At 62.1% G+C, this 12,415-nt stretch carries 13 protein-coding genes and 1 pseudogene; 7 read left to right on the top strand and 7 right to left on the bottom strand.

What is annotated here, in order from left to right; all coding sequences use genetic code 11:
• Both ACFI9K_RS08100 and ACFI9K_RS08095 read left to right on the top strand, forming a co-directional pair.
• Window positions 1–211: pseudogene (locus tag ACFI9K_RS08100) on the top strand (pyridine nucleotide-disulfide oxidoreductase); the annotation flags it as partial.
• 14 nt (window positions 212–225) lie between these two features.
• The gene (locus ACFI9K_RS08095; RefSeq protein WP_462663020.1) at window positions 226–1,110 is read left to right on the top strand and encodes an SMP-30/gluconolactonase/LRE family protein; all 885 of its coding nucleotides are present in this window, start codon (window positions 226–228) and stop codon (window positions 1,108–1,110) included.
• A 53-nt stretch (window positions 1,111–1,163) separates the two neighbouring features.
• On the opposite strand, the gene ACFI9K_RS08090 is transcribed toward ACFI9K_RS08095, so the two are convergent.
• The 3 genes from ACFI9K_RS08090 to ACFI9K_RS08080 are packed head-to-tail and all read right to left on the bottom strand — an operon-like array spanning window position 1,164 to window position 5,079.
• Window positions 1,164–2,627 carry an aldehyde dehydrogenase gene (locus ACFI9K_RS08090; RefSeq protein ID WP_462663019.1) on the bottom strand — a complete coding sequence of 488 codons (1,464 nt, stop codon included), beginning with the start codon at window positions 2,625–2,627 and terminating at the stop codon, window positions 1,164–1,166.
• Between the two features lie 14 nt (window positions 2,628–2,641).
• A complete protein-coding gene (locus ACFI9K_RS08085; RefSeq protein ID WP_462663018.1) occupies window positions 2,642–3,802 on the bottom strand; it encodes an NAD(P)/FAD-dependent oxidoreductase in 1,161 nt (386 codons plus the stop codon).
• Entirely contained in the window at window positions 3,802–5,079 is a 1,278-nt protein-coding gene (locus ACFI9K_RS08080) for a cytochrome P450 (RefSeq protein ID WP_462663017.1), read from the bottom strand. The genes ACFI9K_RS08085 and ACFI9K_RS08080 overlap by 1 nt, the downstream gene beginning before the upstream one ends.
• A gap of 173 nt (window positions 5,080–5,252) precedes the next feature.
• On the opposite strand from ACFI9K_RS08080, the gene ACFI9K_RS08075 reads away from it, so the two are divergent.
• Window positions 5,253–5,444 carry a ferredoxin gene (locus tag ACFI9K_RS08075; RefSeq protein ID WP_042938387.1) on the top strand — a complete coding sequence of 64 codons (192 nt, stop codon included), beginning with the start codon at window positions 5,253–5,255 and terminating at the stop codon, window positions 5,442–5,444.
• 53 nt (window positions 5,445–5,497) lie between these two features.
• On the opposite strand, the gene ACFI9K_RS08070 is transcribed toward ACFI9K_RS08075, so the two are convergent.
• On the bottom strand, window positions 5,498–6,235 hold the full coding sequence (locus ACFI9K_RS08070; RefSeq protein WP_462663016.1) for a FadR/GntR family transcriptional regulator: 738 nt from the start codon (window positions 6,233–6,235) through the stop codon (window positions 5,498–5,500).
• Window positions 6,236–6,393: 158 nt separating this feature from the next.
• Here ACFI9K_RS08070 and ACFI9K_RS08065 point away from each other — a divergent pair, with 158 nt between their 5' ends.
• Window positions 6,394–7,158 carry an enoyl-CoA hydratase/isomerase family protein gene (locus tag ACFI9K_RS08065; protein ID WP_462663015.1) on the top strand — a complete coding sequence of 255 codons (765 nt, stop codon included), beginning with the start codon at window positions 6,394–6,396 and terminating at the stop codon, window positions 7,156–7,158.
• 1 nt (window position 7,159) lies between these two features.
• On the opposite strand, the gene ACFI9K_RS08060 is transcribed toward ACFI9K_RS08065, so the two are convergent.
• Window positions 7,160–8,311, bottom strand: a complete 1,152-nt coding sequence (locus ACFI9K_RS08060; protein WP_462663014.1) for an ABC transporter substrate-binding protein — start codon at window positions 8,309–8,311, stop codon at window positions 7,160–7,162.
• Between the two features lie 108 nt (window positions 8,312–8,419).
• On the opposite strand from ACFI9K_RS08060, the gene ACFI9K_RS08055 reads away from it, so the two are divergent.
• Window positions 8,420–9,004, top strand: coding sequence for a nuclear transport factor 2 family protein (locus ACFI9K_RS08055; RefSeq protein ID WP_462663013.1), 585 nt, complete (start codon window positions 8,420–8,422; stop codon window positions 9,002–9,004).
• 13 nt (window positions 9,005–9,017) lie between these two features.
• On the opposite strand, the gene ACFI9K_RS08050 is transcribed toward ACFI9K_RS08055, so the two are convergent.
• Together ACFI9K_RS08050 and ACFI9K_RS08045 are read right to left on the bottom strand one after the other, a co-directional pair.
• Window positions 9,018–10,289, bottom strand: coding sequence for an MFS transporter (locus ACFI9K_RS08050; protein ID WP_462663012.1), 1,272 nt, complete (start codon window positions 10,287–10,289; stop codon window positions 9,018–9,020).
• On the bottom strand, window positions 10,286–10,699 hold the full coding sequence (locus ACFI9K_RS08045; RefSeq protein ID WP_462663031.1) for an acyl-CoA thioesterase: 414 nt from the start codon (window positions 10,697–10,699) through the stop codon (window positions 10,286–10,288). Before ACFI9K_RS08045 ends, ACFI9K_RS08050 begins: the two co-directional genes overlap by 4 nt.
• A 150-nt stretch (window positions 10,700–10,849) precedes the next feature.
• Between ACFI9K_RS08045 and ACFI9K_RS08040 the strand changes: the two genes are divergently transcribed.
• Together ACFI9K_RS08040 and ACFI9K_RS08035 are read left to right on the top strand one after the other, a co-directional pair.
• Window positions 10,850–11,971 (top strand): NDMA-dependent alcohol dehydrogenase, encoded by a 1,122-nt coding sequence (locus ACFI9K_RS08040; RefSeq protein WP_462663011.1) that lies wholly within the window; start codon window positions 10,850–10,852, stop codon window positions 11,969–11,971.
• Window positions 11,972–11,982: 11 nt separating this feature from the next.
• Complete coding sequence (locus ACFI9K_RS08035; protein WP_462663010.1) at window positions 11,983–12,393, top strand: nuclear transport factor 2 family protein; 411 nt, start codon at window positions 11,983–11,985, stop codon at window positions 12,391–12,393.
• Window positions 12,394–12,415: the final 22 nt, after the last annotated feature.

Raw genomic sequence — 12,415 nt, 5'->3', positions numbered from 1 at the left:
GCCGAACTTCACCGGTGCCGCCGAGCCCGACCTCGACGCCGTCACCTCGTTCCTCGAAAGCAAGCAGGTTCCCTTCACCACCTGGGACGGCTGGTACCGCCTCGACGCACACGAACGCTCCCTCGGTGAAGAAGAAGGCCGCGAACGCGTCAAAGTCGTCGAACGCGAAGACATGCTGAAGGCATCCGAGCCCGACAAGGTATCGAATTGACAAGGACGCAGAACATGACAAGCACCGCCGATGTCACCACCGTGGTCACCGATCGGGCATTCCTCGAGTGCCCACGATGGCATGACGAACGAATCTGGGTATCGGATCTCTATGCCCACGAGGTGATTTCGATCGGCGACGACGGGGCTGTTCGCATAGAAGCAACCGTGGAGCACAGACCGTCGGGACTGGGGTGGTTGCCGGACGGCCGCCTTCTGATCGTATCGATGACCGACGGGCTCATCCTTCGCCGCGAACTCGACGGGACGCTCGTCACCCATGCCGACGTTTCTGCGCTCGCCACCGGCAAACTCAACGACATGGTCGTCGATGACCGAGGCCACGCCTACATCAGCACGTTCGGTTTCGAGTTCCGCAGTCGCTCCTACGTCGAGTCTGCGGTGCTGATACACGTTGCACCGAACGGTGATGCCGATATCGCTGCGGGAGATCTGTTGTTTCCCAACGGTTCCGTCATTACCGAGGACCGTACATTGGTGGTCGCAGAATCGATGGGCAACCGGATGACTGCGTTCGATGTCGACGACGCCGGCGCACTGTCCAACCGTCGCACCTGGGCGGCATTCGGCCCCGAAGTTCCCCGCACCACAGTCAAAGAGGCGATGAGCGCGGCCCAAGTTGCCCCCGACGGCATCGGCCTGGATTCAGAGGGGGGTATCTGGGTAGCCGATGCACTTCACGGACGCTTGATTCGCGTCGTCGAAGGCGGCGATATCGTCGACGAAAAGACCTTCGACACCGGTGTTTTCGCGTGCACACTCGGCGGCCGAGACGGAAAGACCCTGTTCGCGTGCGCAGCACCCTCGTCGTCGGAGCGTGAACGGGAGAACACCCGAGATGCAAGTCTGCTCTCGGTGCGCGTGGACATTCCTGCATAGTCAGACTCAACGAAAAATGGGCCCCTCACGCGAGGGGCCCATTTTCGTACGCGTCAGTTGGCGAATTGAATGAGCTTGGTTTCGAGGAAGGAACTCAATCCCTCGACATTGCCCTCGCGACCGAGTCCGGACTGCTTGTAGCCGCCGAACGGTTGTGTGACGCACATGTCCCAGCTGTTCACCGAAATTTGGCCGGTGCGAATCCGTCGGGCCATGCTCTCGGCCAACGCCACGTCGTCGGCGTAGACGGCACCGGACAGTCCGTAATCGGAATCGTTGGCGATCGCGACGGCTTCATCGGTGGAATCGAAAGGAATGACAACGACAACGGGGCCGAAGATCTCTTCCTGGGCGATGCGCATGTCATTGGTGACATCTGCGAACAACGTCGGTTCGACGTACCAGCCCTTGTCGATTCCTGCCGGCCGGCCACCACCGGTGACCAGACGTGCCCCCTCTGCCTTTCCGACCTCGATGTAGTCGAGAACGCGGGTGCGCTGACGTTCGGCGGCCAGTGGCCCGATGACCGTCCCTTCCTCGCGGGGATCACCGACAGGGACCGACTCGAAGATGGCCTTGATGGTATCGACGATCTCGTCCTGACGGTGACGCGGTACGACGATGCGTGTGATGGCCGCACACACCTGTCCACTGTGTCCGATACCGGCGAACGCGAGAGCCGGAAACACCTTGTCCAGGGCGATATCGTCGGCGATGATGCCTGCCGACTTTCCGCCGAGCTCGAGAGTGACGCGGGCAATTCGCTCACCACAGATACTCATGATCTTGCGACCGGCAAGGGTCGATCCGGTGAAAGAAATCTTGTCGACGTCCTTGTGCCGCACCAGATGCTCCCCCGTCTCTCGTCCACCGGGCAAGAGGCTGATGACACCCTCTGGCAGACCAGCGGCTTCGAGCGCCTCGGCCAGAATCATGGTGCTGATGGGCCCTTCGGGCGCGGGCTTGAGCACGACGGTGCATCCCGCGGCAAGGGCCGGTGCAATCTTCAGCGACGCGGTGGCGACAGGACCGTTCCACGGAATGATCGTGGCGACAACCCCGATGGGCTCGCGGACGAGCATGCCGTGGCCTTCGGCCCAGCTGCGCTCCTCCTCGAACTCGAAGCGCTCGTGCAGAGTCGACGCGTCCCCCCACATCTTGAGTGCGTTGTTGTGGAACGCGACGCTCGCGCCCGCTGGAGCTCCGATCTCCGCGGTGAACGCTTCGGCCATCGCGTCGAAACGCTTTTCCACTTCTTCCCGAATGCGGATCAGGTAAGGCGCTCGCTCAGCGGGTGTCATGCGCGGCCAGGGACCCTCGTCGAATGCCTTGCGCGCCGCGGCAACAGCCTTGTCGATATCTGCGGGCATCGCCTCCGGAACTGTCGCGAGGAGTTCCTCGGTGATCGGCGAGACCACCTCGATCACCTTGTCGGAGGATGGCTCCACCCATTTTCCTCCGATGAACAGTTTGTCGTAGCTCTTCAACGTGTTTGCGGTCGGAACTGTAGCGGTCATGGTGTGTGTCTCCTCTATTGGCCGAGCGGTTGTGTAATGTCCTGCAGGGCATCGGGATCAGGCCTTACACCAGTGGTTATGGCAGCGCGGGCACCGATCATGAGTCTCGGGTTGTCGATGCTCAAATGCGCTGTCAGCACACCTTTTTCATCGAGCCAGGCGACAGCCCACTTCCCGTCGTCACCTTCCCTGATCACGGGCGAGTCCCCTGGACCGTGGTGGCCGACGTACTGGAGCTTGTGTCCGAACTGATCGCTCCAGAAGTACGGCACCGGATCGTGGGCGACGAGCTCGTTGCCCGTCAAGGTGCGGGCGATCGCATCGGGACCCGTGCGGGCGTCGTCCCAATGCTCTACCAGAAGTCGGTCGTCCGCGCGGGGCGACCAGCGAACCGCGACATCTCCGACGGCGAACACATGGGGGTCGGATGTGCGCAGATATTCGTCGACGACCACGCCGCGGTCGATCTTCAGGCCGGAATCGTCGAGCCACGCCGTATCCGGCCTGACACCGATACCGGCAACGACGATATCGGCATCGATATGCTGGCCGGAGTTCAACTCGACACCGGTGTCGGTCACTACCGTGACCCCTGCGCCCAACCGCAGATCCACCGCCGACCACCACTCGAGGAATCGGAGCCCGATTCTTTCGCCGAGCGCACCGACCAGCGGCGCGGGACCGAACTCGACGCACGTCACGTCGGCGCCCACAGCAAGAGCTGCGGTCGCAACCTCGGCTCCGATCCAACTTGCGCCGACCAGAACAACTTTCGCGCCCGGTACCAACTGTTCACGAAGGCTGCGGGAGTCTTCTACAGTCCGGACGGCGATCTGCCGGGTCGAGCCCGGTAACAGAATCGGGGCGGCACCGGTCGCGATGACCAGGGCGTCGTAATCCACTGGACCTTTTCCAGTCAGCACCTGCTTTGCACCGGTATCGAGAGCGGTAGCGGGAGTGGACGTTCGGACTTCGACTTTCAGCGCGTCGTAGTCGGTACGCAGCTGCGTGTTCAGCTCGCCCCGCAAGGCGGCTTTGGTGAGGGGAGGCCGGTCGTACGGCAGATGCGCTTCGGCGGCCAGCAGGACGATCTCCCCGTCGAACCCGTGCGCCCGCAACGTTTCACACGTGCGAGCCCCGGCGAGCCCGCCTCCGACGACAACTACTTTCGTCATCAGTACATCGGTGCCGCGGGCGCGGTGGACGCCGCGACGGCTTCACCCTCGGCGAGAATTTTCTTGCCCGGGGTGAAATGAGCGGGGATCCGCTGCCAGCCCATATTGGTTCCCTGGTGCGGGTAACGCTCGAGCTTGTCTCGCTCGATCGTGTAATCGGGCATACGCTCGAGTATCTGCGAGAGCAGCGATTTAGCCATGAGCCGGCCCAGGTGGGATCCGGAGCAGCGATGTACACCGATGCCGAATGCGGTGTGGCGGTTGGGCCATCGATCGATATCGATGTCGTCGGGATTCTCGAACAACGCTTCGTCTCGGTTCGCCGATGCCCAGGACAGCAGTACCCGGTCGCCCTTCTTCATGGGGCATCCCTTGAATTCCACATCGTCGGTCACGGTTCGAGCGAGCGCCTGGGTGGGCGAGAAATAACGCAGGAATTCTTCGACCGCATGGTCCATGAGCGATGGATCGTCGATGAGCCGCTGGCGAACGTCGGTGTGGTCTGCCAACCACACCAGGGTCTGGCTGACGAGCGAGGCGGTCGTGCCGGTTCCGCCGGCAACCAACAGCTCGACCATCGCGAACACCTCGAAGTCGTCGAGCACCCGTCCGTCGACTTCCTGCTGAACGAGGTAGCTGATGACGTCGTCTTTGGGGTTTTCTCGGCGATCGGCGATGACGGTACGCATCTTCTCCGACAGGTACGGAAAGTCGACCTTCATCGCATGCTCGTAGTGCTCGCTACCGGGAACTCCGGCGAGGGCCTCGTGGTGCGCGGAGGCGTACGTCTTCCAGTCCTCGATGCCGAGCCCGAGCCAGTCGACGGTGACGATGGCGGGCACACCGATGACCGACGTGAAATCGCACTCGCCCTCTTCGATGACACTGTCGATGAACGCTGTCGTGTGATGCTCGACGAGATCCTTCATCTTTTCTACAGCGGCCGGAGAGGTGATGGGGTTGACGATCTTGCGGTACTTGCGAAACTCCGGCGGATCGAGCTCGATCGGAATGTGAAAGTGCATCGGAGTTTTGGGAATGACCACCGACAATCCCTCGCCGCCGTATTCGTTTCGCGCCGAAGAGAACGTGTCGTCGTCGCGGGAGGCGTCGAACACGGACTCGTAATCGGACAGCACCCAGTACCCGCCGTGCGCTTCCGACCATCCGCGCTTCTCCGCGTTCCTGAGGTTCCGATAGGAGCCGACGGGGTCCGCGGAGTGTTCCTGCGAGTTGTGGTCGAAGTGAATGACCGGGCAACGGCCGCTTTCCGTCATGTCTTTCAGTCCTCCTACAGGCGAAATCTGGCATAACCATGTCGAGCGATGTCCTGATAATGGTTATACTAGATTCAGCTGTTGTCAACATCACAACAGTGGCAGCATAGGTAGGAGGTCACTGAGGTGGCCAGACTCGAGCAGAGCCTCGAACACTTTTCGAAGGAGGAATCGTGAACGTATCGGTCGACGCGAACCAGTGCCAGGGCCACGGACTGTGCCAGATGACATCGCCGCAGGTCTTCGCCTTGCGCGATGAGGACGGGCACGCCTATGTGCTGCCCGAGGGACAAGAGCCGAACCACCTCGGAGAGGCGAGGGCAGGAGCGGACAGCTGCCCGGAGCGCGCGATTTCGGTCGAGTGACCGCTCGTGAGTGGAAGTGCGCGGCAGCATTTCCACTCACGTCCGCGAAGCGCCTACAGCGCGCGGTCCCATTGAATGACCGAGCTCATCACGCCCGGGAACTTGCGCTCCGCATAGCGAACGTACTCGTTGATGTGCTGCGCCATCCGCTCCTGCGAAAGCTCGGGATCACGCACCAGAAGAGAGTCGTAGATCGATTGATGAGCAGTCAGGATTGCGGCACGACGCGGTGCCGGGTAGTCGATGCCGATGATCGTGCCGTCCATGATGCCCAGCAGCGAATCGACCAGGTACCCGAACAGCGGGTTTCCCGAGGACCACGCGATGATGTCGTGGAACTGCTTGTTCGCCTCGAGGAAGATGTACTGGTCACCGAGGGAATCTCGCATCGTCTCGATGGTGCCGTTGAGCTGGACCATGGACTCGTCGGTAATGCGTTGGGCGGCAAGTCTGCTGATCATCGGTTCCATCGCGACGCGGGCCTCGGCGATTGCCTTGAACGGCGCGTTCTTGAGCTGCATCAGCAAAATGACCGTGCTGGCAAGATGAGAAGCGTCGGGATCGAGCAGGACCGGGCCGCCCTTGGGGCCCGGCTTGAGAGCGATGACACCCTGGAATTCGAGGAGCCGAAGCGCTTCACGGAGGGTTCCGCGCCCGATTTGATACTTCTCCAGCATCGCCTTCTCCGGCGGAAGGAGATTGCCGACGGTGAGCCCTTGCCGCAACGTGTCGCGAATGATTTGTTGCGCGATCACCATTGCCGCTTTGGGAGCGCGATTGGTCACGGTCATCAGTTGAGTCCTCCCACGTGCAAGCGGATCAACACTGCGATCCACCACGTCCCCGAATATCGAGGCGGTTGATTATAACAATCGGCCCGAGCTGCGCGCGGACTACGAACTGATATCCACCTGCTTTTGAACCCCGGCCCCCACGGAACAGGAATCTCATGCCCGACGTGATCATCGAAAGTACACCGGCAACCCTGTGGATCAGGCTCAACAGACCCGAGCGACGCAACGCCTTCGATCCCGAGATGTCCGCCGACATTGCCGACGCCCTCGACGACGCATCGGGGTATCGCTCGGTGGTCATCACCGGGTCAGGGGGTAGTTTCTGCGCCGGCGGCTCGCTTGCCAAGCTCAGCGAGCCGTCTCCCAAGGAGATGCGTCGGCTCTACCGAGGTTCGTTGAGGCTTTTCGACTCCATTCGCAATTGCCCCCGTCCCGTTATCGCTGCCGTCAACGGGGCTGCGGCAGGCGGCGGCAACGAGTTGATCGTGGCCTGCGATCTCGCGGTCGCAGCGCGGTCGGCAACCTTCGGACAGACGGGCCCCCGGGTCGGCAGCGCACCGGTCACCGGAGCCACCAACGTGATGGGCGTTCAGATCGGCGAGAAGCGAGCCAAGGAGATGGCAATGCTGTGCCGGCGGTACACCGCCCAGCAGGCGCTGGACCTCGGCCTGATCAACGAAGTGGTCGACGACGATCGACTCGAAGAGACGGTGCAATCCTGGTGCGACGAGATCTCCGCGCTGAGCCCTCGCTACCTCGAGATCACCAAGACGAGCTCGAACCTGTGGTGGAACGCCGCCCGCGATTCGTTCTCCTCGGGCCTGGGCATGTTGAATCAGGCAGTCGGCAGCCCGGACATGATCGAGGGCGCGACGGCTTTCCTCGAGAAGAGGAAGGCCGTCTTCCCCGCGCCCGAGTGATCTACTTTTCCGACAACAGAACTTCCTCGGTTCCGTTCCATTGCACGAGAGCACCTTTGACGCGCATATCGTTTCCGTCGAAGGTGATCTCTCCTTCTGCACCGGTGAAGCCCTCACTCACCAGCTGTTGCAGTCCGCTCTGAATGTCCTCGCGGGATGCTCCACCGGACTTGTCGACGGCGCGGGCGATCATCCAGGCGGCGTCGTATCCTTCTGCTGCGTAGTTGTTCGGATTCTCTCCGTCGTACTTCGCCCGGTAAGCCTCGACGAACTTCTGCGTCGCGGCGTTCGTTCCGTGGTACGTGAAATCGGTCGGCCAGGTCATGCCTGCGGCCGCCGGGCCTGCAGGGGTCAGATTGCCTGCGCCGGAACCGGTATGGGTGATGAGGGTGCCGTCGAAACCGGATTGCCGAAGTTGCCCTACCGCGGTTGCGTTCTGAGCACCGTTCATCATGATCGCGATCCCGTCCGGATTGTCCGCGAGAATCTTGGCGATCGGGGCGGTGAAGTCCTGCGTGGTGTTCTGAACCCCGGAGGTCGACGTCACCGCGAAGCCGAATTCGTCGGCCATCTCGGGGATGGTCCGTTCGGAGAGTTCGGTCAGGGTCGGGTTGGCGCTGTTGTACAGAATCCCCAAACTCGTGACTCCCTCGCCCTCGAGATACTCACCGGCTTGGTCGTAGTACGTGGTCATGGGTGCCGTTGCACGGTATGTGTACTCTCCGACGAGCGTGCCCTCGCTACCGGATTGCGTGAAAACGATGGGCACCTTCGCGGCTTGCGCGAGCGGAGCTACAGCGATCGACTGCGCACTGGTGACCGTTCCGAGAATTGCCGCGACCTGCGGGTTGACGGTCGCCTCGGTAACCAGACTCGCTGCGGTCTGCGCTTCGCCTGCAGTGTCGCGGCTTTCGAGCGTGACGGTCGAATCACCGAGGTACTTCTGGTCGTTGATCTCCGCGACCGCCAGTTCGATCCCCTTCAGCTGGTTCGTTCCCGCGAACGACACGTTTCCGGTCTTGTCGGTGACGGAGAACAGCGTTATCTCCGATGGCATCTCACCCGAGGCCGTCGCTCCCCCTCCCCCACCGCTGCACGCCGCGGCGGTCAGCACCAGCGCGACGATCCCCACCGGAATCCGTAGCAATCTCATCAGAAACCCCATTTACTCATAATGATGCGCATAGAATGTACTTCACCATGATGCGCGTTCCCGTATTCGGTGTCATGATTTCCGTGAAATTCAAGGAAGGCAACAGAATTGAGTGCCGCCGAGCTTGCCGCACGCCTCGACAGAATCGAATCCCGTGCTGCCATACACGAACTCCCGATCCTTTACTGCCTCGTCATGGACGAACGAAATGTCGACGGAATCCGGGCCATCTTTTCCAAGACTGCATCGATGCGTTCGATCGATGGGGTGTTCACCGCGTCTGGGCTCGCACAGATCGTCTCGGCCTTCGAGGGTCGGTTCGATGCCCTGGGCCCGACGAATCATGTCACCCACGGCCACATCATCCGCTTCGACGACTCCGATCCCGATCTTGCCTACGGATCGGTCGAGTCGCACGCCGAACTGGTGCGGAACTCGGTACCGATGGTTGCCGCCCTGCGCTACCGCGACACCTACCGACGGTACGACGGCATCTGGAAGTTCGAGGACCGCCTCATGTCCTACATGTACTACCTACCGATAACCGAGTACGAATCCGGGCTCGGCGATCCGAACAGTATGCGCGCGTACGGAGATCACCGGCCCGCAGACTGGCCCGACGCCCTGCACGACGGCGACGGCAGCTGGTTGGCCCGGTATTTTCCTGTTGCGACGCCCGGCAAGGCGCGCTAGCCAGGCGTGCGGCTCACACCGTGCCCGGGGCGGCGACGGGCTGCGAAGTCGACGACCCCGTCATTATCGGCAGATCCCATCGCCCGTGGCCCAGTACCGCGACCGCTGTGCACAGCACTACGAACACCACACCCGCGAAGGCCATGCCGGCTCCGGTTTCCCACCCGGTCGAGACGGCACCGGTGATCAATGCAAGCACCGCGGTGAAGCCATAGCAGAACGACGCGAAACGTGATGCCGTGCGGCCTTGTTCGACTGCCGACAGTCCGCGGGTCAACAGGCGCAGACCGCAGGCGTAGGCGAAACCCTGGCCGAGTCCCCAGCACACGCACCCGGCCAGAATCAGCGGCAGGCTCGGCAGCCCGACCCCCAATGCAGTGAGAACGGCCCCGCACCCGATCAGAGCCAACGAGTGCACGGGACGAAGCGACGTCCCGAGCGCTGAGAACGCGAACGGTGACAACCACGCGATCGACAACAGCATTACCGGCGCGAGAGCCCCGACCACAAGAGAGTCGCTGCCCGTCTGCTCGAGTACCGCTGTCGGCAGAATCCCGACGGCGATACCGCCGATGGCCCAGCCCGCCAGGCCGATTCCGTATCCGGCAGCGCGGGTCCTCGGTGCGATATACGGTCCGGCCTGGACCTCACTCTGCCCCTTCGGCTCGATCAGCGCAGTCCGCAGCGTCTGCCGAGCCGCATAGAGTGCCATCAGGAGAACGACAGCGACGACCACTACCAACGCCATGTGGATCACATAGACCGTGACCGTCGGCCCGGGAAGATACTCGGCGACACCGGCTCCGAGAATCAGACCGATGAACGATCCGAAGATCGCTCCCGACGACGCGATGGTGCGCCCCTTCTCACCGCGTGCTGCCACGACGATGGTCGCCGTCGCCCCGGTTGCCACCCCGACACAGGTTCCCGTCAGAAAACGACCGACGAAGAGGAATACGACATTCTCGCGACCGGCGAGAAGCGAGAAGTCCGCGACGACGCCTCCGAGCATCGCAGCGGGCAACAGCGCCCAGGCGAATCGCGTCAGCCGAGTCCGAGCCATCAGCGTGAAAGTCAGTACCAGCGCAACGAGATACACGGCGAACAGAGCCGACACCGTGAACGTCGACAGAGACATCTGCTCGGCGTACAGCGGCAACAACGGCCCCGGCACGTTCGAACCCACGACGAGCGAGGCGAACGCACCCGCCGCCGTTGCCCCGAGTAGTCGCTTACGCCGAGTGCCGACGGCCCGAACAGCCCCGGCCCCTGCCGGAAGGCTCACGGACGGTCGAGTGACTCGAGAGCCGCGCGCAGGACGTCGGGAATCGGGGCCTTGAGACCGTCGGGTCCGCGTACCGCGTACTTGATCTTGCCGTAGGCGACCCGCTCGTCGCCCCGGGTGAACGGGAAGCCGATGACGTACGAGGTAGTGCCCAGGTGTTCGAGTTCCATACCGCACACGATCTCGTCGAAGACCCGACAGGAGGTCAGATAGCTGCATTCCGACGCGAACCCGACCGTACCTACCCCAGCCGTCTCCATCATCGTGTGACTGTCCAGACCATGGGTGTGCAGCCACACGCTGTACGTGCGCTCCATCCACGGATAGTTCATCGCGAAATACGAGATACCGATCGCGTCGCAGTCTCCGTACGCGAGCGTGAACGTCTGGCTAGTCGGATGTTCGACCATCTTCGCACCTCTTTCTGCACTCATTGTCCAGCATCCCGCTCTTTACACTAATCATTATCATGGTTATGGTGACTGTAGTCACATCAAACAATGCGCATCAATTCAACAACGCACGTGCACAACAGCGTTCGTCTCGAAGAAGGAGCATCAATGAAGACCATCGGAGCCTTGATCTGGGAACCGGGCACTCGCTCGGGCTGGAGCGTCGAAGAAATCGAGATAGATCCGCCCAAAAGCCGTGAGGTCCGCATCAAGCTCGCAGCCTCGGGAATCTGCCACAGCGACGATCACGTGGACACCGGCGACATCCCGCTCGACTGGGCTCCCATCATCGGTGGCCACGAGGGCGCAGGCGTCATCGAGGAACTCGGACCCGACGTCACCGGCTTCGAGATCGGCGACCATGTCGTACTTTCGTTCCTTCCCTCGTGCGGCCACTGTCAGATGTGCACGATCGGCCGTTCGAACATGTGCGAAATGGGCGCAGGCGTTCTCGCGGGCTTCGCCCCCGATGGCACCCACCGCGTGCATGCCCGCGGCCAGGGCGTCGGACCGTTCTCGTTCCTCGGCACGTTCTCGCCGTACGTCGTGGTGAACATCGACTCGTGCGTCAAGATCGGCAAGGACATCCCGTTGGACAAGGCGGCGCTCATCGGCTGCGGCGTGCCCACCGGCTGGGGTTCTTCGGTATATGCCGCCGAGGTCACCCTCGGTGAAACGGTCGTGATCATCGGCACCGGCGGCGTGGGCATGAACGCCGTCCAGGGCGCACGCCACAAGGGCGCGCAGACGATCATCACCGTCGACCCGGTCGAGTACAAGCGCGACCAGGCCAAGCTGTTCGGTGCCACACATACCGTCGAAAACCTCGACCAGGCAAAAGAACTGGTCGACAGTCTCACCAACGGGCAGGGTGCCGACAAGGTGATCATCACCGTCGACGTCGCGTACGGACACCTGCTCAACCCCGCCCAGGAAATGACCCGACGGGGCGGAACCCTCGTCCTCACCTCGGCAGCGCCCGTCACGCAGCGCGACGTCCCGTTCGACCTGTTCACCTTCGCGATGTCCGGAAAGAGGCTGCAGGGCACGCTGTACGGCACCACGACGGCGCGCCGCGACATCCCGTTGATCGCGGACATGTACCGCCGCGGCGAGTTCATGCTCGACGAGCTGGTCACCAAGACCTACAAGCTCGAGCAGATCAACGAGGCCATCAAGGACATGCGCGAGGGCAAGAACATCCGCGGCGTCATCATGTACGACGAGTAGGAGATCGAAACATGCGAGAAGACATCATCGCCGCAACGCACACTTACGCGCTCGGGTTGGACACGTTCGATCCGAAACTCGCGTTGAGTGCGTTCGCCGCAGACGCCGTTTGGGACGCAACTCCGGTGGGCTTGGCACGCTACGAAGGACACGAGCAGATACTCGACTTCTTCGAGCGAGATGCGGAGCAGATCGAGAACCAATTTCACATCATCACCAACCACATCGTGCACGCCGATTCGGACACCACAGCTCATGGAACCAATTACGTGTTCTCCGAGGGCAACACGAAGGGTGGTGCCGCGTTCAAAGCCATTGCACTGAACGAGGATACGTATGTTCTGACCGAAGACGGGTGGAAGATTTCCTCCCGGGTGATCTCACCTCTGACGCCGCCGCAGATGGACGGTTTCGAGGCCTGACGACGAACGACACGTACGTGCG

This window comes from Rhodococcus sp. PSi06 (genome assembly GCF_054960675.1).
Note: the sequence above shows the minus strand (reverse complement) of the source record. Positions and strands in the feature narration are given on the sequence as shown.